Genomic DNA, 21,382 nt, shown 5'->3' with positions numbered 1-21,382 from the left:
GTTTACGCCTTTTCCTTGGGCGCGGCCTTCTTCGCCGCCGGCTTTTTGGTCGACTTCTTCGCGGTCGCCGCCTTCTTGGTGGCGCCCGATTTTGCGGCGGCCTTGCGTGCGGGCTTCTTGCCGCCGCCCTTGGCGGCGCGCTCGGCGATCAGCACGAGCGCTTCCTCCAGAGTCACCGACATAGGGTCCTTGCCCTTGGGGAGCGTGGCATTGGTCTTCTCGTGGTTCACATAGGGACCGTAGCGACCGTCGCGGACAGTAATCTTGCCGCCATCTGGATGGTCGCCGAGTTCCTTGAGCGCGGCCGGCGTTCCGCCGTTGCGCGCGCCGCGACCCTTCGAGAGCTTGTCGGCGATGACGGTGACCGCGCGGTTGAGGCCGATGGAGAACACGTCCTCAATGGATTCAAGATTGGCGTAGGTGCCGTCGTGGAGCACGAAGGGTCCGTAGCGGCCAAGGCCGGCCGATATCATCTTGCCGCTCTCGGGATGCTGGCCGACGTCGCGCGGCAGCGCGAGCAGAGCCAGCGCCTTTTCGTGGTCGATCGAGTCCGGTGTCCAGCCCTTGGGCAGGCTTGAGCGCTTGGCATCCTTGCCGTCGCCGCGCTGGAGGTAGGGTCCGAAACGGCCGGAGCGCAGCGTGATCTCCTCGCCGGTGTAGGGATCCTTGCCGAGTTCCTTCGGGCCTTCCGATTCACCTTCGGCGCCTTCTGCACCGAACTGGCGCGTGTAGTTGCACTCGGGATAGTTGGAGCAGCCGATGAAGCCGCCGCTTTTACCAAGGCGCAGCGACAGAGTACCGGTTCCGCATTTGGGGCAGGTGCGCGGGTTGGAGCCGTCGGCGCGCGCCGGGAACAGCAGCGGCGCAAGGTCCTCGTTCAGCGCGTCAAGCACTTCAGAGATGCGCAGGTCCTTGATGTCGTCGATCGCCGCCGAGAAATCGCGCCAGAAGTCGCGCAGCACTTCCTTGTAGGCGAGCTTGCCGTCGGAGATTTCGTCCAGCTTCTCTTCGAGCGACGCGGTGAAATCATACTCGACATATTTCTCGAAGAAGCTTTCGAGGAAGGCAGAGAGCAGCCGGCCCTTGGCCTGCGGAATGAGCCTGCGCTTGTCGATGGCGACGTATTCGCGGTCCTCGAGCGTCTTGAGGATGGCCGTGTAGGTGGAAGGCCGGCCGATACCGAGCTCTTCCATCTTCTTGATGAGCGTGGCCTCGGTGTAGCGCGGCGGCGGCTCGGTGGTGTGCTGGGTGACGTCGATCTTCTCGCGCTTCAGGGCTTCGCCGGCGCGGATTTCCGGAAGGCGGCGGTTTTCCTCATCCTCGGCGTCGTCTTCCTTCTGGTCGGTGTACGCGGCGATGAAGCCGTCGAACCGGACGACAGAGCCGACAGCACGCAGCGTCGCTGTGCGCGAACCATTGACGGCCTCGATCTCGGCGGTGGTGCGCTCGATCTCGGCCGGGTTCATCTGGCTGGAGATGGCGCGCTTCCAGATCAGGTCGTAGAGGCGGAACTGGTCGGCATCGAGATACTGGCGCATCGCGCCCGGCGTGCGGAAGAAGTCGGTCGGGCGGATTGCCTCGTGGGCTTCCTGCGCGTTCTTGGCCTTGGTCGAATAGAAGCGAGGCTTCTCCGGCAGGTACTTTTCGCCGAACTCCTTGGCGATTGCGGCACGGGCACCCTCGATAGCCTCCGGCGCCATCTGCACGCCGTCGGTTCGCATGTAGGTGATGAGGCCGGCGGTCTCGCCGCCGATGTCGATGCCCTCGTAGAGGCGCTGCGCGATCTGCATCGTGCGCGTGGCAGAGAAGCCGAGACGCGAGGACGCCGCCTGCTGCAGCGTCGAGGTGGTGAAGGGCGGGCCGGGATTCCGCTTCGTCGGCTTGGCCTCGACCGATAGAGCCTTGAAGGACGCGCCTTGCAGCATGGCGCGGATGTCGTCGGCCTGCGCCTGGCTGGATATGTCGAGCTTCTGCAGCCGCTTGCCCTCGAAACCGGTGAGTCGGGCCTCGAAGGAGTCGGCGCGTGGCGTGGCGAGGAGGGCTGCGATCTGCCAGTAGTCCTCGCGGATGAACTTTTCGATCTCGACCTCTCGGTCGGAGACGAGACGGAGGGCAACGGACTGCACGCGGCCTGCTGACCGCGAGCCGGGCAGCTTGCGCCAGAGAACTGGCGAGAGCGTGAAGCCGACGAGGTAGTCGAGCGCTCGGCGGGCGAGATAGGCATCGACCAGCGGCGCATCGATCTGGCGCGGCTTGGCCATCGCGTCGAGCACGGACTGCTTGGTTATGGCGTTGAAGACGACGCGGCTGACCGGCTTGTCTTTCAGCACGCGCTTGTTCTTCAGCACCTCCAGCACATGCCATGAGATCGCTTCGCCCTCGCGATCCGGGTCGGTCGCGAGGATCAGGCCATCGGCCTCCTTCATGGCGGAGGCGATTTCACTCAAGCGCTTGGAGGAAGGGCCATCGACTTCCCAGGACATTGAGAAATCGTCATCCGGGCGCACCGAGCCGTCCTTGGCCGGCAGGTCGCGCACGTGGCCATAGGATGCCAAAACCTTGTAGTTTCGGCCGAGATACTTGTTGATCGTTTTCGCCTTCGCAGGCGATTCGACGACGACAACGTCCATGAGCTGTTCAATTTTCCTTGTGGCGCCGGCGAAGATTTGTCGCGCCTGAAATGTGGAATCGCTCGTCAAATGGCCGGGCTTTGGCATTCGGTCAAGTGCGGGCGGGCATTTTCCCCCTTATGCAACCTATGCGGTAGGTCAAAATTCCTTGCTACCTTAAGTATTTATGTTAGAGTTGCTGCCTGTTGGGGGTGCGATCCTAACAACCGGAGAAGACTGGAGTTTGGAACGGCTGCTCTGCGCAGGCAAATCGCAGCGGGCGGCATTGGAGTCATGCATGGCGCATATGCAGCCGTTGAAGAGACAGGCGGAAACGCTCGAATATATTCAATCTATGCTTGGGCAACTGCGTTCTATGGCTGCCGGCGAAAGTTTTGACATGCTGGCCTATCTTATAGAGATGGCGCATCTGGAGGCGAGCGACGCCCTGCGAAGCAACGCTGTATCAGATGCCCCCCGGCAAAAGCGTGACCAGTCCTCCTGAATGGCGTTCGAGCCGGCCAGCGAGGTCAAGCTCCAGTAAAATCGCCGAGACCTGTGCCGGTTGAAGAGCCGTATGCCTGATCAGTTCGTCGATGCCGACAGGGGTGGGGCCTAGCGCCTCCATGACGCGTTCGCGGTCGCTCTGGGCCGGCGGTGCGGTCGACCGGAAATCCGACATCTCGGTGTCGGTCGGATCTTCCATTCTGGGCGGAAGCTGGATGGTTGAGCCGGTCAGCGGAGCGATCGCCTCGATGATGTCCAATGCCTCGGTGACGAGAATCGCGCCGTCCTTGAGCAGGCTGTTGGCGCCGGCAGCGCGCGGGTCGAGCGGCGAACCGGGCACGGCGAAGACAAGCCGGCCCATTTCGCCTGCCAGGCGGGCGCTGATCAGCGAGCCGGAGCGCTGCGCCGCTTCAACTACGATCAGGCCAAGCGACATGCCGGCGATGATGCGGTTGCGACGTGGAAAGTCCTTGGCGCGCGGCTCCCATCCAAACGGCATTTCGGAAACCGCGGCACCCGAACCGGAGGCGATCCGATCGGCCAGTTCGCGGTTTTCCGGAGGATAGGGCTGGTCGAGGCCTCCGGCAAACACCGCGACCGTTCCTGTCGCGAGGCTGCCCTGATGCGCAGCGGTGTCGATTCCGCGCGCGAGACCCGAGACGACGCCATAGCCTCGTTCACCGAGTTCGGCGGCGAGCATGCGCGCCATCCTGACGCCAGCAAGCGAGGCATTGCGCGCGCCGACGATGGCGATTGGCGGCAGCGAAAAAACGGCCGCTTCGCCCTTCACGGCCAGAAGGGGCGGAGGATGATCGATGCGCTTAAGCAGCGGCGGATAGTCCGCTTCGCCAATGCCGACAAAGCGTGCGCCGTATTTGCGCGCCGCCTCCAGTTCAGCTTCGATCTCGGCGATGGCAGGTATGCGAACGTTGCGGCCTGCGCCGCCCGCCAGCGCGAGTTCAGGCAGGATTTCCAGTGCGGCTTCGGCGGAGCCGAACTTGTTGACGAGATCGCGGAAGCTGGCGGGCCCGACATTGGGCGTGCGGATGAGGCGAAGCCAGGAGAACCGTTGCCGGTCGCTGAGGCGAGGGGCCCCGGCTGTGCTCAACCCTTGGCCCCGATGCGCGTCTCGGTGCCGGCGAGGAGGCGCGAAATGTTGGCGCGATGCTTGATGAAGACGATGACGCTTAGGACCGCGAACAGGATCGCAAGATCGCTGCGCCCCATGAACCAGAGCGCGAAGGGCGTGACAATGCAGGCGGTCAGCGCCGAGAGCGACGAATAGCGAAGCGCCAGCGCGACCAGAATCCAGATCGCGAGGAAGAGCAGGCCGGCCTGCCACATCAGGCCGAAAAGGACGCCGATATAGGTGGCGACGCCCTTGCCTCCCTTGAAGCCAAGCCAGACAGGGAAGATATGCCCCAGAAATGCGCCAAGGCCGGCGGCCATCGCGAGTTCCGGGCCGTAAATGCCTGCGATGAGTACGGCGGCGGTGCCCTTCAGCGCGTCGAGAAGGAGCGTCGCGGCAGCGAGACCTTTGTTGCCGGTGCGCAGGACATTTGTCGCGCCTATGTTGCCCGAGCCGATGCTGCGCACATCACCGAGGCCGGCGGCACGCGTCAGCAGCAGGCCGAACGGTATCGATCCCAGCAGATAGCCGAAGACCAGCGCGAGAATCGGCAGGTAGGACATTGGACCTCCCGGGGCGGACAGTGCGCCGCCGCCCCTATAACCGGAAAACTGTGCGGCCTGAAACCAGCGTTTGCAAGACCTGTCCCTGCATTCTGGCACCCTCGAAGCAGGTGTTCTTGGAGCGCGAGCGTATGTCGGCCTCGGCCACGATCCATGGCGCGTCGAGATCGACGACGATCAGGTCGGCAGGCGCGCCGGGCGAAAGCCGGCCGCCGGGCAGGCCGAAAAGCTTGGCGGGCGCCGTCGATAGGACTTCGGCCAACCTCAGCAGCGGCACGTCGCCATTGTGGTAGAGGCGAAGGGCGGCCCCGAGCAGTGTTTCCAGCCCGATCGCGCCGCCGGCGGCGTCGGCGAAGGGCAGGCGCTTGGTGTCGACGTCCTGTGGGTCGTGCGAGGAGACGATAACGTCTACCGTGCCATCCCTGATCGCCTCGATCATGGCAACACGGTCATCCTCGGCTCGCAGCGGCGGCGAGAGCCGAAAGAATGTGCGGTATTCGCCGACATCGTTCTCGTTGAGGGAGAGGTTGTTGATGGAGACGGCGGCGGTGACGTTCGCCCCGTCGGATTTTGCGCGTGCAATCGCCGCCGCCGACATGGCTGTGGAGATTTTCGCGGAGTGATAGGCCCCGCCGGTCAGCCGCGCCAGCATCAGGTCGCGTTCGAGCGGGATGGCTTCCGCCTCGCGCGGAATGCCTGATAGCCCGAGCCAGCTCGCATAGAGCCCCTCGTTCATGACGCCGTTGGCGGAAAGCTCGGCGTCCTGCGTCTCGTGCGCGATGACAGCGCCGAAATCGCGCGCATAGGTCAGCGCGCGGCGCATCAGGAGCGAACTTGCGATCGTGTGGCGACCGTCGGTGAATGCGACCGCGCCGGCCTCGCGCAGAAGGCCGAATTCCGTCATCTCCTGGCCTTCGAGGCCCTTGCTGACGGCAGCAGCCGGGTAGACGTGGACGCAGGCCGTATCGCGCGCTGCGCGCAGCACATGCTCGACCAGCGCGATGTCGTCGATGACGGGAGCCGTGTCGGGCATCGTCACGATGGAGGTGACGCCGCCTGCGGCCGCTGCCTCGCTCGCCGAGGCGATGGTCTCGCGATATTCCGCGCCGGGTTCGCCGATGAAGACCCGCGAATCGACCAGTCCGGGAAGGATCGCCTTGCCGGCGCAGTCGATGACGGTTGCGCCGCCGGGCGTGCCATGATTGCGCGCGGATGCGCCGGCGGCGGCGATCTTGTCGCCGTCGACGATAACCGTGCCGACCTCGTCAATGCCGCGCGAGGGATCGACGATGCGTGCGTTAGTGAAGACGGTGACGCTCATTTCGCGCCCCCATCGCGTCGCGGATCCAGCAGCGCTTCCATAACGGCCATGCGGACGGCTACGCCCATCTCGACCTGCTCCTGGATGACGCTCTGCGGCCCGTCGGCGATGGCGCTCGCGATCTCGACGCCTCGGTTCATGGGGCCGGGGTGCATTACCAGCGCGTCGTCCTTGGCGGCCTTCAGCTTTTCGGCATCGAGGCCGAAGTAGCGGAAATACTCGCGCACCGATGGCACGAAGGCGCCGGCCATGCGCTCGCGCTGCAGGCGCAGCATCATGACCACGTCGGCGTCCTTGAGGCCTTCGGCCATTGTGCGGTTGACAATCACGCCCATCTTCTCGATTCCTGACGGAAGCAGGGTGGAGGGGGCGACGACGCGAACCTGCGCGCCCATGGCGTTCAAAAGCAGGATGTTGGAGCGCGCCACGCGCGAATGCAGGATGTCGCCGCAGATGGTGACGATGAGCTTCGACAGCGGACCCTTGGCGCGGCGGATGGTCAGCGCGTCGAGCAGCGCCTGCGTGGGGTGCTCGTGCGCGCCATCGCCGGCGTTGACCACGGAGCAGCCGACTTTCTGGGCAAGCAGCGCTGCCGCGCCCGCCGACTGGTGGCGGATGATCAGGATGTCCGGCCGCATGGCGTTCAGCGTGATCGCGGTGTCGATCAGGGTTTCGCCCTTTTTCACCGAGGACGAGGCGACCGACATGTTCATGACATCAGCACCGAGCCGCTTGCCGGCCAGTTCGAAGGAGGACTGGGTGCGGGTCGATGCTTCGTAGAACAGGTTGATCTGCGTGCGCCCGCGCAGCGTCGAGGTCTTTTTCTCCGACTGACGCGAGATCGACACGGCCGCGTCGGCGCGGTCGAGAAGCAATTCGATGTCGGGGGGAGAAAGGTCGCCGATGCCAAGCAGATGGCGGTGGCGAAACAGCGGCGGTGAGGGCGCTTCGGTCATGTCAAGGCGCTGCTATAGGGTGCAGGTTCACGTCTCGCAAGGCCTGCCGCGCCGGCATTTCCCGATTGGCCGCCTTCTCCCCGGTATTTTCACAGCGCCAGCATTTTCGTCATGTTAACCACACCTTGGTCTATATTAGCCCAAAGGGTCGGCCGGGATTCAACCGGTAGACTTCAGCCCAAGGACAGCGCGTGACGGACGAGGTAACAAACCAGCCGCCTCCCATCGCAGGCGGCAACGCCTGGCGCGGCGATCCGCTACTGATCCAGATCGCGGAGGATTTTTCCGCGCCCGTACGCAAGGATCTCGACAACATCGGACGCTTTGTGCTGTCGCCCGAGGCGCAGGATACCGCGCGCCTGGCCAATACCGAGACGCCCGTGCTGCGGACGCATGATCGGCAGGGCAGGCGCATCGATCAGGTGGAGTATCACCCGGCCTACCACGCCCTAATGCGCCGGTCGGTGGCCAGCGGGCTGCATTCCTCGATCTGGGAGAATGGCGCGGCCGAGACAGGCCGCCGTCATCAGGTGCGGGCGGGGCGGTTTTATCTGACGTCGCAGCTCGAAACAGGACATCTGTGTCCGATCACGATGACCAGCGCGTCGCTGGCGGCGCTGATGGCGAGTCCGCAGCTGTTCCGGGAATGGGCGCCGCGCATTACCACGCGCAAATACGACCAGGCGAGCAAGCCTCCGGTTGAGAAGACCGGCCTGACGCTCGGCATGGGTATGACCGAGAAGCAGGGCGGCACCGACGTGCGCGCCAATACGACGCGCGCCGAGCGGGCGGGCAGCGGCTTCTACCGCATCACCGGGCACAAATGGTTCATGTCAGCGCCCATGTCCGACGCCTTCCTCGTGCTGGCCCAGGCAGGCGAGGGCCTCTCCTGCTTTCTTGTGCCGCGCATTCTTGGCGACGGGACCGGCAACGGTTTCCGGTTCCAGCGGCTGAAGGACAAGCTCGGCAACCGCTCCAATGCTTCGTCCGAGGTCGAGTTCGCCGGCGCCATCGGGCAGATGGTCGGCGAGCCGGGCGGCGGCGTCAAAACCATCATGGACATGGTGACGCTGACGCGACTCGACTGCGCACTCGCTTCCTCCGGCCTGATGCGCGCCGGGCTTTCCGAGGCAATCCACCACGCGCGCCACCGCTTGGCCTTTGGCCAGAAGCTGTTCGACCAGCCGCTGATGCAGCGCGTGCTGGCGGACATGGCGCTCGATGTCGCCGCAGCGTCCGCGCTGTCGTTCCGGCTGGCGCGTTCCTTCGACGATGCAGCGAGCAGTCCGAGGGAGGCATCCTTCGCCCGCGCCATGACGCCCGTGGTCAAATACTGGGTCTGCAAGATCGCGCCGTCACTGCTCTACGAGGCGATGGAGTGCATCGGTGGCAACGGTTATGTCGAAGAGATGCCGCTGGCGCGCTACTATCGAGAGGCGCCGGTCAACGCGATCTGGGAAGGATCGGGCAACGTGATGGCGCTCGACGTACTGCGCGTCATGGCGCGCGCTCCGGCCCTGTTCGAAGAGGTTCTGGCGGGAATCGAGAAGGATCTGGGCGCGGGTGGACCGGGCACGGTTGCGGTGCTGAAGGCCGCCATGCAGGTGGCAGGTTCGGACGAGGGATCGGCGCGCATCCTGACCGAACAGCTTGCCCTTTCGGCTGCCGCTGCCGAACTCAAGCGCATGGGTGCAGGGCGCATTGCCGACGCCTTCATCGAGACGCGGCTGGCCGGCCAGTGGCGCACGACCTACGGCATGTTGGACGCGCGTCACGACGCGCGACTGATCCTGGACACACTTTACCCACAGACGGGCTGAGCGGCGTTTCGCTAGACCAGAGAGCCGCGCGGGGCCGTCAATCCCGCCGGTGCGAGCGATCCACTGAAACGTTCCGTTAACCTTAACAAATGGTTTACGTTGCGCCGGAGATTTTCAGGAACCACTGTCTTACGTGGCCAAAGGGATTCGCATGCGCGCTTTTTCAAGACAGAACGCGAACCAATGCCGGGCGTATTCGTTACGACGAGCAGGCGCGGAGAGGTTCTGATGCGGTGGGTGTTCGCGGCGTGGGCGTTGCCGATGGGCCTGTTCTGGGGCTGGTATTTCCTGTCGCTCAATAACATCCACTTCGGTTACGTGATGCTGACGCGGGATGCGCATGACATCGTGTTCCAACTCTATGGCAACATGCTGGGGATGGACCCCGACATCATTCCCGGGCTGGTCGCGCGGGCCTGCATCCTCGATACACTGCTGATCCTCGGCATCTGGGCCTTCCGCCGACGCAAGGAGATTTCTGTCTGGGTGCGAGGAAGGCGTGATCGCTATTTCGGCGTGGAGCCGTCGCCGAATGCGTGAAGCCGGTCCAGCACACCTTGCAGGATGAAGGCCGCCGCCGCGGAATCGATCTTGCCGGCGCGCTTCTTGCGGGAAAAGTCCATCTCGATCAGCGTCCGTTCGGCAGCGACGGTCGATAGCCGCTCATCCCAGAAGACGAAGGGCAAGGCGGTCATCCGCGCGATGTTGCGCACGAAGGCACGTGAGGCCTGCGCGCGAGGGCCTTCGGACCCATCCATGTTGACAGGCAGGCCCATGGCGACCGCGCCGACATTGTCCTTTCCCAGAAGGTCCAGTAGCGCTGTCGCGTCGGCAGTGAACTTCTTGCGTACGATGACTGGCCGGGGGTGGGCGAAGGAGAGGCCGCGATCGGAGACTGCAACGCCGATCGTCTTCTCGCCGAGGTCCAGCCCAGCGAGCGTCTTGCCGCCGACCAGGGTGGCGGGTAGGTCTGCAATGTCAATGACGGCCAACGGTTGTCCCTTTACGCCCTGCACATCGTTTCTACATTTTCTGGACACGTCCCTCCAGCACGGATGAAATCAAGGAGATTTTGATGAAACTGACCTGGTATGGACAGTCGGCGTTTCGGATAGAAGTCGGCGGGGCGACGATCCTGATCGACCCGTTCCTCGAAAATCCGCTGTGGGACGGCGGATGGGAAGGTCCGTCGGAGGGCGTTACACATGTCCTTCTGACACACGGTCACAATGACCACATCGGCAACTCGGCAGACATCCTCAAAAGGACTGGCGCGCAGCTTGTCTCCAATTTCGAAATCTGCATGTATCTCGTCGGCCAGGGCGTTTCGGGCGACAAGATTAACCCCGGCAACACCGGCGGTACCGTGGATTGCGGCAGCTTCACCACGACGTTCGTGCAGTCGCTGCATTCGTCATCATTCAACGTCGGCGACGGGTCGAATGTCTATCTCGGCAATCCCAACGGGCTCGTGCTGCATTTCCCTGACGACAAGACGCTCTATCACATGGGCGACACCGACATTTTCTCCGACATGGCGCTGATCAACGAGTTGCATCAGCCGGAGGTCGGTCTGGTGCCCGTCGGCGACCGCTTCACCATGGGCGGAGCCGTGGCGGCGCTCGCTTGCCGGCGCTTTTTCAAGTTCGAGACGGTGGTGCCATGCCACTACAAGACGTTCGGCCTGCTCGACCAGACGCCCGACAAGTTCGTGGAGGGCATGGAGGGCTCGGGGACGACGGTGCTGGTGCCGCAGGTCGGCGAGGCGGTTGACATATAGGCGGCAGTTGCGCGGTGCGCTCCGCGCCGCTATAGCCCGGACATCCTGATTTAAGCCGGTCTGCCGGAGTTTTCGCATGTCTGTCGATATCGCAACCGTCAAGCGCGTCGCACGCCTCGCCCGCATCGCGGTGACGGAGGACGACGCCTCGCGCATGGCCGGTGAGCTGAACACCATCCTCGGCTTCGTCGAACAGCTCAATGAGGTCGACGTGACCGGTGTCGAGCCTATGACGTCGGTCATTCCGATGGAGATGAAGAAGCGACAGGACGGCGTCACGGACGGCAACAAGGCCGCCGACATCGTCGCCAACGCGCCTGCGACCGACGAGAACTTCTTCCTCGTACCCAAGGTGGTGGAGTAGGTCGTGCCCGCGCCTGAACTGGTGACGATCGCGGTCGAGACGCCCTTGCAGGACGATGTGCGTGCGATGGTCGCCGACCTGAACTCGACGATGATCCCGCTGACGCCGCGCGAATTCCAGTTCCAACTGACGGCCGAGCAGATGGCAGAACCTTCAGTGACGGTGTTTGTCGCGCGTGACCAAGATGGCCGCGCGGTTGGCATGGGGTCGCTGAAGGACCATGGCGGTGGGTTGGGCGAGGTCAAGCGCATGTTCACGCTGCCCGAGGTGAGGGGCCAGCGCGTCGGCTCCCTGCTCCTGGCGCGCATCGAGCAACTGGCCCGCGAAAAGGGCGTTTCGCGGCTCGTGCTCGAAACCGGCGAGGCGCCGGGTTTCGAGGCGGCCTATCGTGTCTATGAACGCGGCGGGTTCACGACCTGCGGCGCAGTTCTCGACTATCCGGATTCCGGCTGGTCGCGTTTTTACGAAAAGAAGATTGGTTCATGAGCGACCTGACCGGACTGACGATTGCGCAGGCGCGCGAAAAACTGCGCGCCAAGGAGATTAAGGCGACGGAGATTACCGACGCCTATCTGGATGCCATCGAGCGCGCCAATCCGTCGCTCAACGCCTATGTGGCAATCACGCCCGACAAGGCGCGCGACATGGCGAAAGCCTCCGATGCGAAGCTGGCGAAGGGCGAGGGCGGAGCGCTTGAAGGCATTCCGCTCGGCATCAAGGATCTGTTCGCCACCGAGGACGTGCACACGCAGGCCTGCAGCCATGTGCTCGACGGTTTCAAGCCGCGCTACGAGTCGACGGTGACGGCGAACCTCTGGGCTGATGGCGCGGTGATGCTGGGCAAGCTCAACATGGATGAGTTCGCCATGGGCTCGTCCAACGAGACCTCCTACTACGGCCCGGTGATCAATCCGTGGCGGCGTTCGCGCGTCGAGACTTCGGTCATGCCGTCGACCCACTACGGCGACGGAGGCTTTGTGTCCGCTGGCGGGACGAAGCAGACCAAAAGCTACGACAACATGCAGCTTGTGCCCGGCGGCTCGTCCGGTGGTTCGGCTGCGGCCGTGTCGGCCTTCCTGTGCGCAGGCGCGACCGCGACGGATACGGGCGGTTCGATCCGCCAGCCGGCGGCGTTTACTGGCACTGTCGGCATCAAGCCGACCTACGGGCGCTGCTCGCGCTGGGGCATCGTCGCCTTCGCGTCTTCCCTCGACCAGGCCGGTCCCATCGCACGGGACGTGCGCGATGCGGCGATCATGCTGAAATCGATGGCTTCCGTCGACGCCAAGGACACGACTTCGGTCGACAGGCCGGTTCCGGACTACGAGGCGGCGCTGGGGCGCTCCGTGAAGGGCATGAAGGTCGGAATCCCCCGCGAATACCGCGTCGATGGCATGCCGGCCGAGATCGAGGCGCTCTGGCAAAAGGGTATCGCCTGGCTGAAAGACGCGGGCGCAGAGATCGTCGATATCTCCCTGCCACACACCAAATATGCGCTGCCGGCCTACTATATCGTCGCGCCGGCGGAAGCGTCGTCCAACCTCGCGCGCTATGACGGCGTGCGCTACGGGCTGCGAGTGCCCGGCAAGGACATCGTCGAGATGTATGAGAACAGCCGCGCCGCCGGTTTCGGCCGCGAGGTGAAGCGACGCATCATGATCGGCACCTATGTGCTGTCGGCCGGCTACTACGACGCTTATTACCTGCAGGCGCAGAAGGTGCGTACGCTAATCAAGCGCGATTTCGAGCAGGTCTTCGATGCCGGCGTGGACGTGATCCTGACGCCGGCGACGCCGTCGGCCGCATTCGGCGTGGCGGACCAGGACATGGCGGCCGATCCGGTCAAGATGTACCTCAACGATATCTTCACGGTGACGGTGAACATGGCCGGCTTGCCCGGCATCGCGGTTCCGGCCGGTCTCGACGCTCACGGGTTGCCGCTTGGCCTCCAGTTGATCGGCAAACCGTTCGAGGAAGAGACTTTGTTCCAGGCCGGACATGTCATCGAACAGGCCGCCGGTCGGTTCCAGCCGGAGAAATGGTGGTAGAGGAAGAGCTCATACAGCCCACGCCCAACAACTGGGAGCGGGTGAACCGGCTGGTTTCGGATATCGAGAGATTGCGCGGCCCACTGCACATCTCCATCCGCCAGACCGAAGACGGGCTTGGTATCTACGTTCCGCCGTCCCGAAAGATCGCAACGGTTCTGTTTCTGCTGTTGTGGCTCTGCGGCTGGGCCGCCGGTCAGTATTTCGCCGTTGGCGAGTTATGGCGGAGCGGCTTGCGACTGCCAGGCGTGCTGCTGATCGTCTGGATCGTCCCGTGGACTCTCGGCGGGCTTGCCGTGATGTGGACCATTCTTTGGCAACTCCTCGGCCAGGAGCGCCTCTTCTTTACCGCAGGGGCGCTGGTCAGGGAATGGAGCGTGCTCGGGCAGAGCCGCAGAAGGACGGTCATGGACAAGGAGATTGTGTCGGTGAAGGTCGACGGGCCTGGCGGCGATCTCGCCGGCCTGGGCACCATCAAGGTCGAGACAACCGGAAAGCAGATGCGGATCGGAAGCGGCCTCGATCACTACGAAGCCGAACTGGTCGCCACGCTGATCCGGGATCAGGCCGCGTTGGAGCAAGGGCCGAAGTGAAGGTTCGTTGGGAGCCGGTGGCCGAATCACCCTCGTCGCCCTAGATTTGGCGACCGTTGCCTCGGGGATCGGTCCCATCGACGGCAGAGGCACGACCAGCGACGCAGCTTACGGGGCAGGAATGAACGACTTCTCCCTTCTCTTTTACGCCTCCAAGGTCTTCTGGTTTCTCATCCAGCCGCTCAATCTCGTGCTTTTCCTGTTGGCGCTGTCGCTTCTTGTCGGCTGGTTCGGTTGGCGAAAGCTGCGCGGCTTCACCCTGTTTCTCTCTTTCCTGATCCTGGCGCTTGCCTCCTGGACATCGCTTGGCGCGCTGATGCTGAACCCTCTGGAAGAGCGCTTCCCGCGTCCGCCGGCGCCGGACAAGGTGGCCGGAATCATCGTGCTTGGCGGCGGGCTCGAAGGGGCGATCAATCTTGCGCGCGGCGGCTACGACATCAACAGCGGCGGCGATCGCTATCTGGAGGCCGCCGTGCTGGCGCGTCGTTACCCGGACGCGCGGATCGTGATTTCCGGCGGGACCGGCACCGTCATACTAGACGGCGAGGGCGATGCCGACACATCCGTCAAGCTGTTCACGGCGCTCGGCATTCCGCAGGACCGACTGGTCCTCGAAGGGGAGTCACGCAACACCTACGAGAATGTGGAAAACATCCGCAAGCTCGTCGCGCCGGGACCGGACGAGACATGGCTGCTCGTGACGTCCGCGTTCCACATGCCAAGGTCGGTCGGACTTTTCCGCAAGGCCGGTTTCCCCGTTACGCCGTGGCCGGTGGACTACCGGACGTCGGGACAGGAGGGGATCGGGGTCTTCAAGGACAATCCCGCGGATTCGCTTGCCGCCACCACGATGGCCATCCGCGAATGGATTGGCCTGATCGGCTACAAGTTCACCGGACGCATCGACTCGGTGTTCCCGGGGCCGCTGGATTAGGCATCAAGAACTGCTTTGCGTGCCTCTGAAAAGAACTGGCGTCGCACAAGCACGGCGAAAATGCAGAGCGTCGTCAGCGCGAAGACGATCGGGCCGACGAACCAGCCGAGGTAGCCGATCGAAAAGAAGATGCCGCGCAGACCGGCGTTGAAGTGCGTGCCGGCGAGGATGTTCATGCGCGCTGCCCTCTGCACGGCAATCTCGGTTTCCTCCGCATGGCCCGGCTCGTCCTTCTGCACGGGAACGGCTCCGATCAGGATCGAACAGTAGTTGAACAGGCGGTACGACCAGCCGAACTTGAAGAAGGAATAGGCAAAGATCAGGAGCAGTCCGATCACCTTGATCTCGAAGACCGGGCGGGACGCGACTGCGGACAGCGGCAGATCGCCCAGCACGTTCAGGACCCGGTCGCTGGAGCCGATGAGCGCGAAGCAGCCGCCGATGGCGATCAGTGCGCTGGAGCCGAAGAAGGCGGTGCCCTGCTGAAGTCCGAGCATTATCGAGGTGTCGATCATACGCAGGTCGCGCCGCGCCATGGTGCGCATCCAGGTTTCGCGCTGGCGGTTCATGGCCGTCGACAGCGAAACCCGGCTGCCGAGTTTCCCGGCCACCGCAAGTGCGTGGATCGCCCACATGGCGAGGAAAAACAGAAGCGCTGCGAGATCGGCGTTAGACAAAAGCATCGAAAAGCCCGTTTCCTGCACCCGTTTGCAGTTACTATATACAGAATGTCGCGGGGTGATCATCCGAAGTCGGGGGATGCGAAGCGGTATCCGCCGAAACAACGGAAACATCCATAGCAGTTCGACCCGCGGTGTGATCGGAGCCTGAAATTGTTCCTGTCGGTATTCGACCTCTTCAAGATCGGCATCGGGCCGTCGAGTTCCCATACAATGGGGCCGATGACCGCCGCGTCGAGGTTCCTCGACGAAATCCTGACAGGCGACTGGCCGCGCCCGGCTGGCGCAAGGGTCGATCGTATAGCGGTCAGCCTGCACGGTTCGCTCGCTTATACGGGCGTCGGCCATGGCACGGATCGCGCCGTGATCCTTGGCCTTACAGGCGAGACGCCCCAGACCGTCGATCCGGACAAGAGCGATGAAACCGTGGCTGCCATTTCGACAGCAAGGCGCATTTCGCCGCCCGGTCACCCTTCCTATCGTTTCGATCCCGCTGTGGATCTCGTGCTCGATCGCAAGACACCACTGACGGGGCATGCCAACGGCATGGCATTCCAGGCGCTAGATGCCGACGACAGGCTGCTTCTGAGGCGCGTCTATTATTCCATCGGCGGCGGCTTCGTCGTTTCGGAAGAGGAATTGCAGAAGCTCAAGGCGAAGGGCCCGGACAAGCCTTCGAAGCGGGTTCCATATCCCTTCAAGAATGCGGTCGAGATGCTCTCCATGGCCAGCAGGGCTGGCCTGTCGATTGCCGAGATGAAGCGCGCCAACGAGGAGGTTCATCTAGATCGCGGCAGGCTCGACGAAGGGCTGGACGCGATCTGGGGAGCGATGGCGGGCTGCATACAACGGGGACTTTCACAAGAAGGTATCATGCCGGGCGGCCTGAAGGTGCGCAGGCGGGCGCGGGCGCTTCACGACAAGCTGAAAGAGGATTGGCGCACAAACCGGCCGAACCCGCTGCTCGCCAATGACTGGCTTGCGGTTTACGCGATGGCGGTGAACGAGGAGAATGCCGCCGGCGGTCGTGTGGTTACCGCGCCGACCAATGGGGCAGCAGGCACCTTGCCTGCCGTTCTGCGCTACTGGCTGCATTTCCACCCGGAGGCGGATCAGGAAAGCATTCGCGACTTTCTGCTCACCGCGGCCGCCGTGGGGGGGATCATCAAGCACAACGCGTCGATTTCAGGTGCGGAAGTCGGCTGCCAGGGCGAGGTCGGGTCGGCATCGGCCATGGCGGCGGCAGGCCTGTGCGCTGTCATGGGCGGCACGCCCGAGCAGGTAGAGAATGCAGCGGAAATCGCGCTGGAGCACCACCTCGGCATGACCTGCGACCCCGTTGGCGGACTGGTGCAGGTTCCCTGCATCGAGCGCAATGCGCTCGGTGCGGTGAAGGCCGTGACCGCCGCGTCGCTCGCGATCAAGGGCGACGGCACGCATTTCGTGCCGCTCGACGCGGCCATCGAAACGATGCGTCAGACGGGCATCGACATGAACGAGAAATACAAGGAAACCAGCCTCGGCGGCCTGGCGGTTAACGTCGTGGAATGCTGAAAGCCTTTAGTCGGTGCTTTCCATGCCTTCCGTTTCATTGACAGCATTCGCGTCGGTGGCCAGCACCTCGACGTCCTGATTTCGGCCGCCCTGAACCGTGAAGTCACGCTGGTAGATCCGTTCCTTGTTCTTGGCGACGATGGTGTATTCGCCTTCCGCAAGGACCAGCGATGCGAATGCGCCGACAACCTCGCGTACCGGATCGCCGGAACTGGAGAGCACCGACCAGGAGGTGTCCGCCAAGGCTTCGCCGCCGGCCTCGCGCACGAGCTTGAATGTGATTTCGGCAGCCTTATGCTCGACGGTCGCCTCGGTCAGCTTGCCGGCGTCGACACGGATATCGGAACGGATGACAGCGTTGACCGAGCCGTAGGTCGAGACGATGTGATACGTCCCCGAGTTCAGCCGAACCACAGCGTTGGGGCTGACGTCGGGGATGATCAGCGCCCGTTCGCCGCTGGCATCCGGGGTTTCGTCATAGATCGAGAACTTGAGCTTGGACGCCGGGATGCGTATGCCGCCGGCAAGCGTTGCGTCAAGCTTCAGGCCGCCTGCATCGAGGACGAGGCTTTCGCTCTTGTCCTCGCGTCCGACCGTGATGCGCTTGGTGGCGCCGGCGCGGCCGTAGGACGCATGCACCAGATAGCCGCCCGGGGCGAGGTGGAAAGAACTCGTTCCGCCCTGAGCAGAGGCGATCAGCGGCAGCTTGCCGTCCGGGCCGGCTTCCTGGCCGAACACGCGCCAAACCAGCCCGCGCGAAATGTCCTCGCCTTCTTCTATCAGCTTGGCCGAAAGCGTCACCTCGCCGCCGCCGCCGAGCGCAAGCGGCGTCGAAGAATCGGTCGCGGGCGCAAAACTGGATATGGCGGGAAGCTGGAGCTGGGCCGCAGGGTCGCCGCCTTCCTGCGCGCTCACCAGCGCGGGCAGGGCGGTAAAGACGATTGTCGCGATGAACACGACAAAAAGACGGATTACCCCTCCGGTCATGCTTGCGTTGAACCCCAACCCGGTGGCAATTTCAAGGCCAAACCGCCGGCCGTATTCCTCGCGCGGTGTCACGACAGCCAACCGCTGGTGTCGTAAACCCAACCAAGCCAAGACGCAGCAGGCCGCCGCGCTTCAGCCAAGAGACCGGAGAAAAGCGAATGGCCATGTCCGTCATCGACCACCTGCTGACTCGCAACTCGGCGCCGATCCCCGAATTGAAGGAGCCCGCGCCGACTGATTCGCAGATCGAAACAATGCTTACGGCTGCCAGCCGCGTCCCGGATCACGGCCGCTTGGCACCCTGGCGCTTCATCCTCTACCGGGGCGACGCGCGCTTCGCAGTCGGCGAGAAGCTGGTCGAGCTTGCGGAAAAGCGCGAGGGGCCGCTATCCGAGGGGCGGCGGCAACAGGAGCTGACGCGGTTCTCCCGCGCACCGCTGGTGGTCGGCGTGATCTCGAGCCCCAAGGACAATGCAAAAATCCCGCAATGGGAGATGTTCCTGTCTGGCGGCGCAGCGGCGATGAACCTGATTCACGCCGCCAACGCGCTCGGTTACGGCGCCAACTGGATCACCAACTGGTATTCAGATGTGCCGGAAGGCAGGGCGATCCTGGGGCTCGCTCCCAACGAGCGCGTCGTCGGCTTCGTGCATATAGGCACTTATGCAGGGCAGCCTTTCGAGCGACCGCGCCCGGATGTCTCGACCCTCTATGCCGACTATGATGGGCCCTGGAAGGGCTGAGGACACTCAGCCTTTCGTCATGTGACGACCCGCAATGCCGCGCGACGCATGGCAGGTGTTGCAAGCCTCGCCAGAGCTTCCCGGTCCCGCCGTGCGGCTTCGGGCTGATAGAGAACCGCCTCGAGCATGATGCGACGCATGCCTTCTGTGCTTTCGATATAAAAATCCTGCCCTTCCGAGAGACCGAGCAGCGCAAGGCCGATGGGTGACGTGAGCGGCAGGAACAGAACGGACGACGCATTCATGCGGTCGTGGCTCAGGATGCGGCTGTCCGGCTCGCCTGCGTCGATGCGGTAGGTAATGCGGCTGCTCAGCGTGGCGACGGTTGTGCCAACGTCGTCGGCGAAGACGACCTTCGCTGCGTCGATCTTGCGGCGCAGGAGCCTTGCCATGGGGTTATCGGCTTCCTTCGAACGATCGAGCATGACTTCGAGAATGGTGAAATCCTTGGTGGTGAGAACGCAGGCGTCCTTGTGCATCGCACTTCTCCTTCCGCCGGTTGGCGGAGTTGCTGACAGATTCGGGAGAAGTCCCCTGGCCGTCATCGACGGCGCAGGGGCTAGATGCATGCGATCAGGCAGCCTCCGTAGAGCGCCATGCGGCAGCGCGCTGTCATGATGCGCGCAGAAGCGTGGTGTCGGCCTTGCCGGCGTCCACGCTCTCCACCGTGAGGCGGCGGATGCGGCCATCGCGCGCTTCCCAGTCGATAGACTGGCCAGCCGACAGGCCGATCAACGCAACGCCGATCGGCGTCAGGATGGAGATCTTGCCGGCCGAAATATCGGCATCTTGCGGGAAGACGAGCGTGACGGTGCGATCCTCTCCCGCGTCGGTCGAGTAGCGCAGTGTCGTGCCCATCCGCACGATAGTGTCGGCAAGCCTTGCGTCCGGTGTGACGCGACCGCGTTCCAGTTCAGCCAGCAACTCGTCGAAGACGGGTTTGCCCGCACCGGACTCCGCCAGACGCATCAATTGTTCATAGTCGGACTGGCCAAATGTGATGGGCGGCTTGCGCCGCGTCCTGATATCGGAAGTCATGTCAGACCTCATCGTGGTCCAAACCCGCTCAGCGGGTGGAGCTAAAGACTTAAGGGTGGATGTCGCCTGAGAGCCGCACTATGCGGACTGCACTTTGCCAAGGTCCGCCCGTTTCAGGCGGTTGGCTGCCACGCCCCACGGCCGGGCGCGACACGACCGGGCCGGGGGTCAGCTGCCCGCGATAGGGCAGACCCTGTTCAGAAACCTTGTGAGGCGTTCCGTGTGGCTCATGGCAACAGACATGGGAAATAACGCCGACGCTGTCAAGGACGCGGCCTCGTCTTGCCTCAGGCCAGTACGCCGGCGTCACGAGCGCGGGACAGCAGGCGTTGGGCGCGTTTCAGGTGCGGTATGTCGTACATGCGCCCTTCCAGCGCGACGACGCCTGCGTTGCCGGCGTCGGCAAAGGCGGCAACCAGCGCCTGAGCTTGCTCGACGGCTTCGCGCGATGGGGTGAAGACCTCGTTGATGACGGAAACCTGTGCCGGATGGATGGCGAGCTTTCCCGTGAAACCGTCGCGCTCAGCCTCGAGGCATTCGGTACGCAACGTATCGAGGTCCCGAAAGTCGACATGGACGGTGTCGATGGCAGCGACCACCGAAGCCGAAGCGGCGAGTAGCGTGACGCTACGGGCAAGGCGGAACACATCGGTGTAACGGCCATGGGCGTCACGGTTGGTTTGCGCGCCGATCTCTGCTGCAAGGTCTTCCGCGCCCCAGGTGAGGCCGACAAGGCGAGGACTGCAGCCGGCATAGGTGGCGGTCGAAAGCGTGGCGAGGCCTGTCTCGGTGATGATCGGAAGGATCGCGATCCCGCCATCGGGCAACCCGGCTTCGATCTCGGCGACGCGCAGTTTCGTCGACAGCTGCTGGACATCCGCACCGCCCTGCGACTTCGGCAGGATGAGGCCGTCTGGTTTCGCCGGAACAACCGCTGCCAGGTCCGCGTCGGTAAGACCGGTAGTCAGGTCGTTGACGCGGACATAGACCCGGTGGCCGCTGGGCCGCGCCCGGATCGCTTCGCCTGCGAGAGTGCGCGCCTTCGGCTTGTTTGCGGGTGCGACCGAATCCTCAAGGTCCACAATCACCGCATCTGCTCTGGCTGAGAAGCCTTTCTCCAGCTTCTTTTCCGAATCGCCGGGTACGAAGAGAAGCGAGCGCATCAGGCCGGCTTCTTGAAAATCATCGCTTGGCGTATGCAACGCGCCACCAGAACCCCATGCTGGTTGTAGGCGCGATGTTCCATCTCGACGATGCCGCGATCGGGCTTCGATTTGGATTCCCGCACGGAGAGAACCTCCGTCTCCACCCGGATCGTGTCGCCGTGGAAAACGGGAGCGGGGAATGTCGTGTCGGTCATGCCGAGATTGGCGACCATGGTTCCGAGCGTGGTGTCATGGACGGAGATGCCGATCATCAGTCCCAGCGTGAACAGCGAATTGACCAGCGGCTTGCCCCATTCGCTCTTCGAGGCGAAGTCGAAATCGATGTGCAGCGGCTGCGGGTTCAGCGTCATCACCGAGAAAAGCATGTTGTCGCTTTCAGTGACGCTTTTGGTCAGCGCGTGCCTGATGACGGAGCCGACCCGGAACTCCTCGAGATGCAACCCGGCCATCCGATCCTCCCTCAGTATCAGCATTATGCGTCGTAACACCGGCGGGCAAGACGTCAACGAACATGGTTAACCAATCGTAAGCCATTTCCCGGCTAGGGTTCAGACTAAGCCAGAGGGTTGGGCGAGGGGTACTGCGACTTT

23 protein-coding genes are annotated in these 21,382 nt (G+C 63.6%); 11 read left to right on the top strand and 12 right to left on the bottom strand.

What is annotated here, in order from left to right:
* Window positions 1-2 precede the first annotated feature (2 nt).
* Complete coding sequence (topA, locus tag ABMA32_RS09945) at window positions 3-2,630, bottom strand: type I DNA topoisomerase (protein ID WP_349013616.1); 2,628 nt, start codon at window positions 2,628-2,630, stop codon at window positions 3-5.
* 277 nt (window positions 2,631-2,907) lie between these two features.
* On the opposite strand from topA, the gene ABMA32_RS09940 reads away from it, so the two are divergent.
* On the top strand, window positions 2,908-3,114 hold the full coding sequence (locus ABMA32_RS09940; RefSeq protein WP_349013615.1) for a hypothetical protein: 207 nt from the start codon (window positions 2,908-2,910) through the stop codon (window positions 3,112-3,114).
* Here ABMA32_RS09940 and dprA read toward each other — a convergent pair.
* Genes dprA through ABMA32_RS09920 form a run of 4 tightly spaced genes read right to left on the bottom strand, consistent with a single transcriptional unit; the run spans window position 3,076 to window position 7,085 of the window.
* A complete protein-coding gene (gene dprA / locus ABMA32_RS09935) occupies window positions 3,076-4,224 on the bottom strand; it encodes a DNA-processing protein DprA (protein WP_349013614.1) in 1,149 nt (382 codons plus the stop codon). The two genes, ABMA32_RS09940 and dprA, sit on opposite strands and share 39 nt — an antisense overlap.
* Window positions 4,221-4,808 carry a glycerol-3-phosphate 1-O-acyltransferase PlsY gene (plsY, locus tag ABMA32_RS09930; RefSeq protein WP_349013613.1) on the bottom strand — a complete coding sequence of 196 codons (588 nt, stop codon included), beginning with the start codon at window positions 4,806-4,808 and terminating at the stop codon, window positions 4,221-4,223. The genes dprA and plsY overlap by 4 nt, the downstream gene beginning before the upstream one ends.
* 34 nt (window positions 4,809-4,842) lie before the next feature.
* A complete protein-coding gene (locus ABMA32_RS09925; RefSeq protein WP_349013612.1) occupies window positions 4,843-6,129 on the bottom strand; it encodes a dihydroorotase in 1,287 nt (428 codons plus the stop codon).
* On the bottom strand, window positions 6,126-7,085 hold the full coding sequence (locus ABMA32_RS09920) for an aspartate carbamoyltransferase catalytic subunit (RefSeq protein ID WP_349013611.1): 960 nt from the start codon (window positions 7,083-7,085) through the stop codon (window positions 6,126-6,128). The genes ABMA32_RS09925 and ABMA32_RS09920 overlap by 4 nt, the downstream gene beginning before the upstream one ends.
* Window positions 7,086-7,276: 191 nt before the next feature.
* On the opposite strand from ABMA32_RS09920, the gene ABMA32_RS09915 reads away from it, so the two are divergent.
* Window positions 7,277-8,905, top strand: coding sequence for an acyl-CoA dehydrogenase family protein (locus ABMA32_RS09915; protein ID WP_349013610.1), 1,629 nt, complete (start codon window positions 7,277-7,279; stop codon window positions 8,903-8,905).
* 228 nt (window positions 8,906-9,133) lie between these two features.
* Window positions 9,134-9,445 carry a DUF6105 family protein gene (locus ABMA32_RS09910; protein WP_349013609.1) on the top strand — a complete coding sequence of 104 codons (312 nt, stop codon included), beginning with the start codon at window positions 9,134-9,136 and terminating at the stop codon, window positions 9,443-9,445.
* Here ABMA32_RS09910 and ruvX read toward each other — a convergent pair.
* Window positions 9,412-9,897: a Holliday junction resolvase RuvX gene (gene ruvX, locus ABMA32_RS09905; protein ID WP_349013608.1), complete on the bottom strand. Its 486-nt coding sequence runs from the start codon at window positions 9,895-9,897 to the stop codon at window positions 9,412-9,414. The genes ABMA32_RS09910 and ruvX overlap by 34 nt on opposite strands.
* An 83-nt stretch (window positions 9,898-9,980) precedes the next feature.
* Here ruvX and ABMA32_RS09900 point away from each other — a divergent pair, with 83 nt between their 5' ends.
* From ABMA32_RS09900 to ABMA32_RS09875, 6 genes are all read left to right on the top strand, one after another.
* Window positions 9,981-10,685 carry a metal-dependent hydrolase gene (locus ABMA32_RS09900; RefSeq protein ID WP_349013607.1) on the top strand — a complete coding sequence of 235 codons (705 nt, stop codon included), beginning with the start codon at window positions 9,981-9,983 and terminating at the stop codon, window positions 10,683-10,685.
* A 76-nt stretch (window positions 10,686-10,761) separates the two neighbouring features.
* Window positions 10,762-11,049: an Asp-tRNA(Asn)/Glu-tRNA(Gln) amidotransferase subunit GatC gene (gatC, locus tag ABMA32_RS09895; RefSeq protein WP_349013606.1), complete on the top strand. Its 288-nt coding sequence runs from the start codon at window positions 10,762-10,764 to the stop codon at window positions 11,047-11,049.
* A gap of 66 nt (window positions 11,050-11,115) precedes the next feature.
* Window positions 11,116-11,535: a GNAT family N-acetyltransferase gene (locus ABMA32_RS09890; RefSeq protein ID WP_349014703.1), complete on the top strand. Its 420-nt coding sequence runs from the start codon at window positions 11,116-11,118 to the stop codon at window positions 11,533-11,535.
* Window positions 11,532-13,097 (top strand): amidase, encoded by a 1,566-nt coding sequence (locus ABMA32_RS09885; RefSeq protein ID WP_349013605.1) that lies wholly within the window; start codon window positions 11,532-11,534, stop codon window positions 13,095-13,097. The genes ABMA32_RS09890 and ABMA32_RS09885 overlap by 4 nt, the downstream gene beginning before the upstream one ends.
* A complete protein-coding gene (locus tag ABMA32_RS09880) occupies window positions 13,088-13,690 on the top strand; it encodes a hypothetical protein (protein ID WP_349013604.1) in 603 nt (200 codons plus the stop codon). Before ABMA32_RS09885 ends, ABMA32_RS09880 begins: the two co-directional genes overlap by 10 nt.
* Window positions 13,691-13,811: 121 nt before the next feature.
* The gene (locus tag ABMA32_RS09875; RefSeq protein WP_349013603.1) at window positions 13,812-14,624 is read left to right on the top strand and encodes a YdcF family protein; all 813 of its coding nucleotides are present in this window, start codon (window positions 13,812-13,814) and stop codon (window positions 14,622-14,624) included.
* On the opposite strand, the gene ABMA32_RS09870 is transcribed toward ABMA32_RS09875, so the two are convergent.
* Window positions 14,621-15,307: a DUF599 domain-containing protein gene (locus tag ABMA32_RS09870; protein WP_349013602.1), complete on the bottom strand. Its 687-nt coding sequence runs from the start codon at window positions 15,305-15,307 to the stop codon at window positions 14,621-14,623. The genes ABMA32_RS09875 and ABMA32_RS09870 overlap by 4 nt on opposite strands.
* 150 nt (window positions 15,308-15,457) lie before the next feature.
* Here ABMA32_RS09870 and ABMA32_RS09865 point away from each other — a divergent pair, with 150 nt between their 5' ends.
* Window positions 15,458-16,858 (top strand): L-serine ammonia-lyase, encoded by a 1,401-nt coding sequence (locus ABMA32_RS09865; protein WP_349013601.1) that lies wholly within the window; start codon window positions 15,458-15,460, stop codon window positions 16,856-16,858.
* A 6-nt stretch (window positions 16,859-16,864) separates the two neighbouring features.
* Here ABMA32_RS09865 and ABMA32_RS09860 read toward each other — a convergent pair whose 3' ends face one another.
* On the bottom strand, window positions 16,865-17,845 hold the full coding sequence (locus tag ABMA32_RS09860) for a hypothetical protein (RefSeq protein ID WP_349014702.1): 981 nt from the start codon (window positions 17,843-17,845) through the stop codon (window positions 16,865-16,867).
* A gap of 158 nt (window positions 17,846-18,003) precedes the next feature.
* On the opposite strand from ABMA32_RS09860, the gene ABMA32_RS09855 reads away from it, so the two are divergent.
* Window positions 18,004-18,588, top strand: coding sequence for a nitroreductase family protein (locus ABMA32_RS09855; protein ID WP_349013600.1), 585 nt, complete (start codon window positions 18,004-18,006; stop codon window positions 18,586-18,588).
* A 17-nt stretch (window positions 18,589-18,605) separates the two neighbouring features.
* Here ABMA32_RS09855 and ABMA32_RS09850 read toward each other — a convergent pair whose 3' ends face one another.
* The 4 genes from ABMA32_RS09850 to ABMA32_RS09835 form a co-directional block, all read right to left on the bottom strand.
* Window positions 18,606-19,067, bottom strand: a complete 462-nt coding sequence (locus tag ABMA32_RS09850; protein WP_349013599.1) for a GreA/GreB family elongation factor — start codon at window positions 19,065-19,067, stop codon at window positions 18,606-18,608.
* Between the two features lie 133 nt (window positions 19,068-19,200).
* The gene (gene rnk / locus ABMA32_RS09845; RefSeq protein ID WP_349013598.1) at window positions 19,201-19,626 is read right to left on the bottom strand and encodes a nucleoside diphosphate kinase regulator; all 426 of its coding nucleotides are present in this window, start codon (window positions 19,624-19,626) and stop codon (window positions 19,201-19,203) included.
* Between the two features lie 287 nt (window positions 19,627-19,913).
* On the bottom strand, window positions 19,914-20,789 hold the full coding sequence (locus tag ABMA32_RS09840; RefSeq protein ID WP_349013597.1) for an HpcH/HpaI aldolase/citrate lyase family protein: 876 nt from the start codon (window positions 20,787-20,789) through the stop codon (window positions 19,914-19,916).
* A complete protein-coding gene (locus tag ABMA32_RS09835; protein ID WP_349013596.1) occupies window positions 20,789-21,241 on the bottom strand; it encodes a MaoC family dehydratase in 453 nt (150 codons plus the stop codon). Before ABMA32_RS09835 ends, ABMA32_RS09840 begins: the two co-directional genes overlap by 1 nt.
* Between the last annotated feature and the right edge of the window lie 141 nt (window positions 21,242-21,382).

The organism is Mesorhizobium quangtriensis, from assembly GCF_040081925.1.
GTDB lineage: Bacteria > Pseudomonadota > Alphaproteobacteria > Rhizobiales > Rhizobiaceae > Mesorhizobium_K > Mesorhizobium_K quangtriensis.
This window is presented reverse-complemented; position numbering and strand designations above follow the sequence as displayed.

What these genes read in the sequence shown, in the direction of transcription:
- ABMA32_RS09885 (WP_349013605.1), top strand. Translation starts at nt 11,532, where the DNA reads ATGAGCGACCTGACCGGACTGACGATTGCGCAGGCGCGCGAAAAACTG.
- ABMA32_RS09910 (WP_349013609.1), top strand. Translation starts at nt 9,134, where the DNA reads ATGCGGTGGGTGTTCGCGGCGTGGGCGTTGCCGATGGGCCTGTTCTGG.
- rnk (WP_349013598.1), bottom strand. Translation starts at nt 19,626, where the DNA reads ATGACTTCCGATATCAGGACGCGGCGCAAGCCGCCCATCACATTTGGC.
- topA (WP_349013616.1), bottom strand. Translation starts at nt 2,630, where the DNA reads ATGGACGTTGTCGTCGTCGAATCGCCTGCGAAGGCGAAAACGATCAAC.
- ABMA32_RS09900 (WP_349013607.1), top strand. Translation starts at nt 9,981, where the DNA reads ATGAAACTGACCTGGTATGGACAGTCGGCGTTTCGGATAGAAGTCGGC.
- plsY (WP_349013613.1), bottom strand. Translation starts at nt 4,808, where the DNA reads ATGTCCTACCTGCCGATTCTCGCGCTGGTCTTCGGCTATCTGCTGGGA.
- ABMA32_RS09870 (WP_349013602.1), bottom strand. Translation starts at nt 15,307, where the DNA reads ATGCTTTTGTCTAACGCCGATCTCGCAGCGCTTCTGTTTTTCCTCGCC.
- gatC (WP_349013606.1), top strand. Translation starts at nt 10,762, where the DNA reads ATGTCTGTCGATATCGCAACCGTCAAGCGCGTCGCACGCCTCGCCCGC.
- ABMA32_RS09880 (WP_349013604.1), top strand. Translation starts at nt 13,088, where the DNA reads ATGGTGGTAGAGGAAGAGCTCATACAGCCCACGCCCAACAACTGGGAG.
- ABMA32_RS09835 (WP_349013596.1), bottom strand. Translation starts at nt 21,241, where the DNA reads ATGGCCGGGTTGCATCTCGAGGAGTTCCGGGTCGGCTCCGTCATCAGG.
- ABMA32_RS09940 (WP_349013615.1), top strand. Translation starts at nt 2,908, where the DNA reads ATGGCGCATATGCAGCCGTTGAAGAGACAGGCGGAAACGCTCGAATAT.
- ABMA32_RS09890 (WP_349014703.1), top strand. Translation starts at nt 11,116, where the DNA reads ATGGTCGCCGACCTGAACTCGACGATGATCCCGCTGACGCCGCGCGAA.
- ABMA32_RS09920 (WP_349013611.1), bottom strand. Translation starts at nt 7,085, where the DNA reads ATGACCGAAGCGCCCTCACCGCCGCTGTTTCGCCACCGCCATCTGCTT.
- ABMA32_RS09850 (WP_349013599.1), bottom strand. Translation starts at nt 19,067, where the DNA reads ATGCACAAGGACGCCTGCGTTCTCACCACCAAGGATTTCACCATTCTC.
- ABMA32_RS09840 (WP_349013597.1), bottom strand. Translation starts at nt 20,789, where the DNA reads ATGCGCTCGCTTCTCTTCGTACCCGGCGATTCGGAAAAGAAGCTGGAG.
- ABMA32_RS09875 (WP_349013603.1), top strand. Translation starts at nt 13,812, where the DNA reads ATGAACGACTTCTCCCTTCTCTTTTACGCCTCCAAGGTCTTCTGGTTT.
- ABMA32_RS09925 (WP_349013612.1), bottom strand. Translation starts at nt 6,129, where the DNA reads ATGAGCGTCACCGTCTTCACTAACGCACGCATCGTCGATCCCTCGCGC.
- ABMA32_RS09860 (WP_349014702.1), bottom strand. Translation starts at nt 17,845, where the DNA reads ATGACCGGAGGGGTAATCCGTCTTTTTGTCGTGTTCATCGCGACAATC.
- ABMA32_RS09855 (WP_349013600.1), top strand. Translation starts at nt 18,004, where the DNA reads ATGGCCATGTCCGTCATCGACCACCTGCTGACTCGCAACTCGGCGCCG.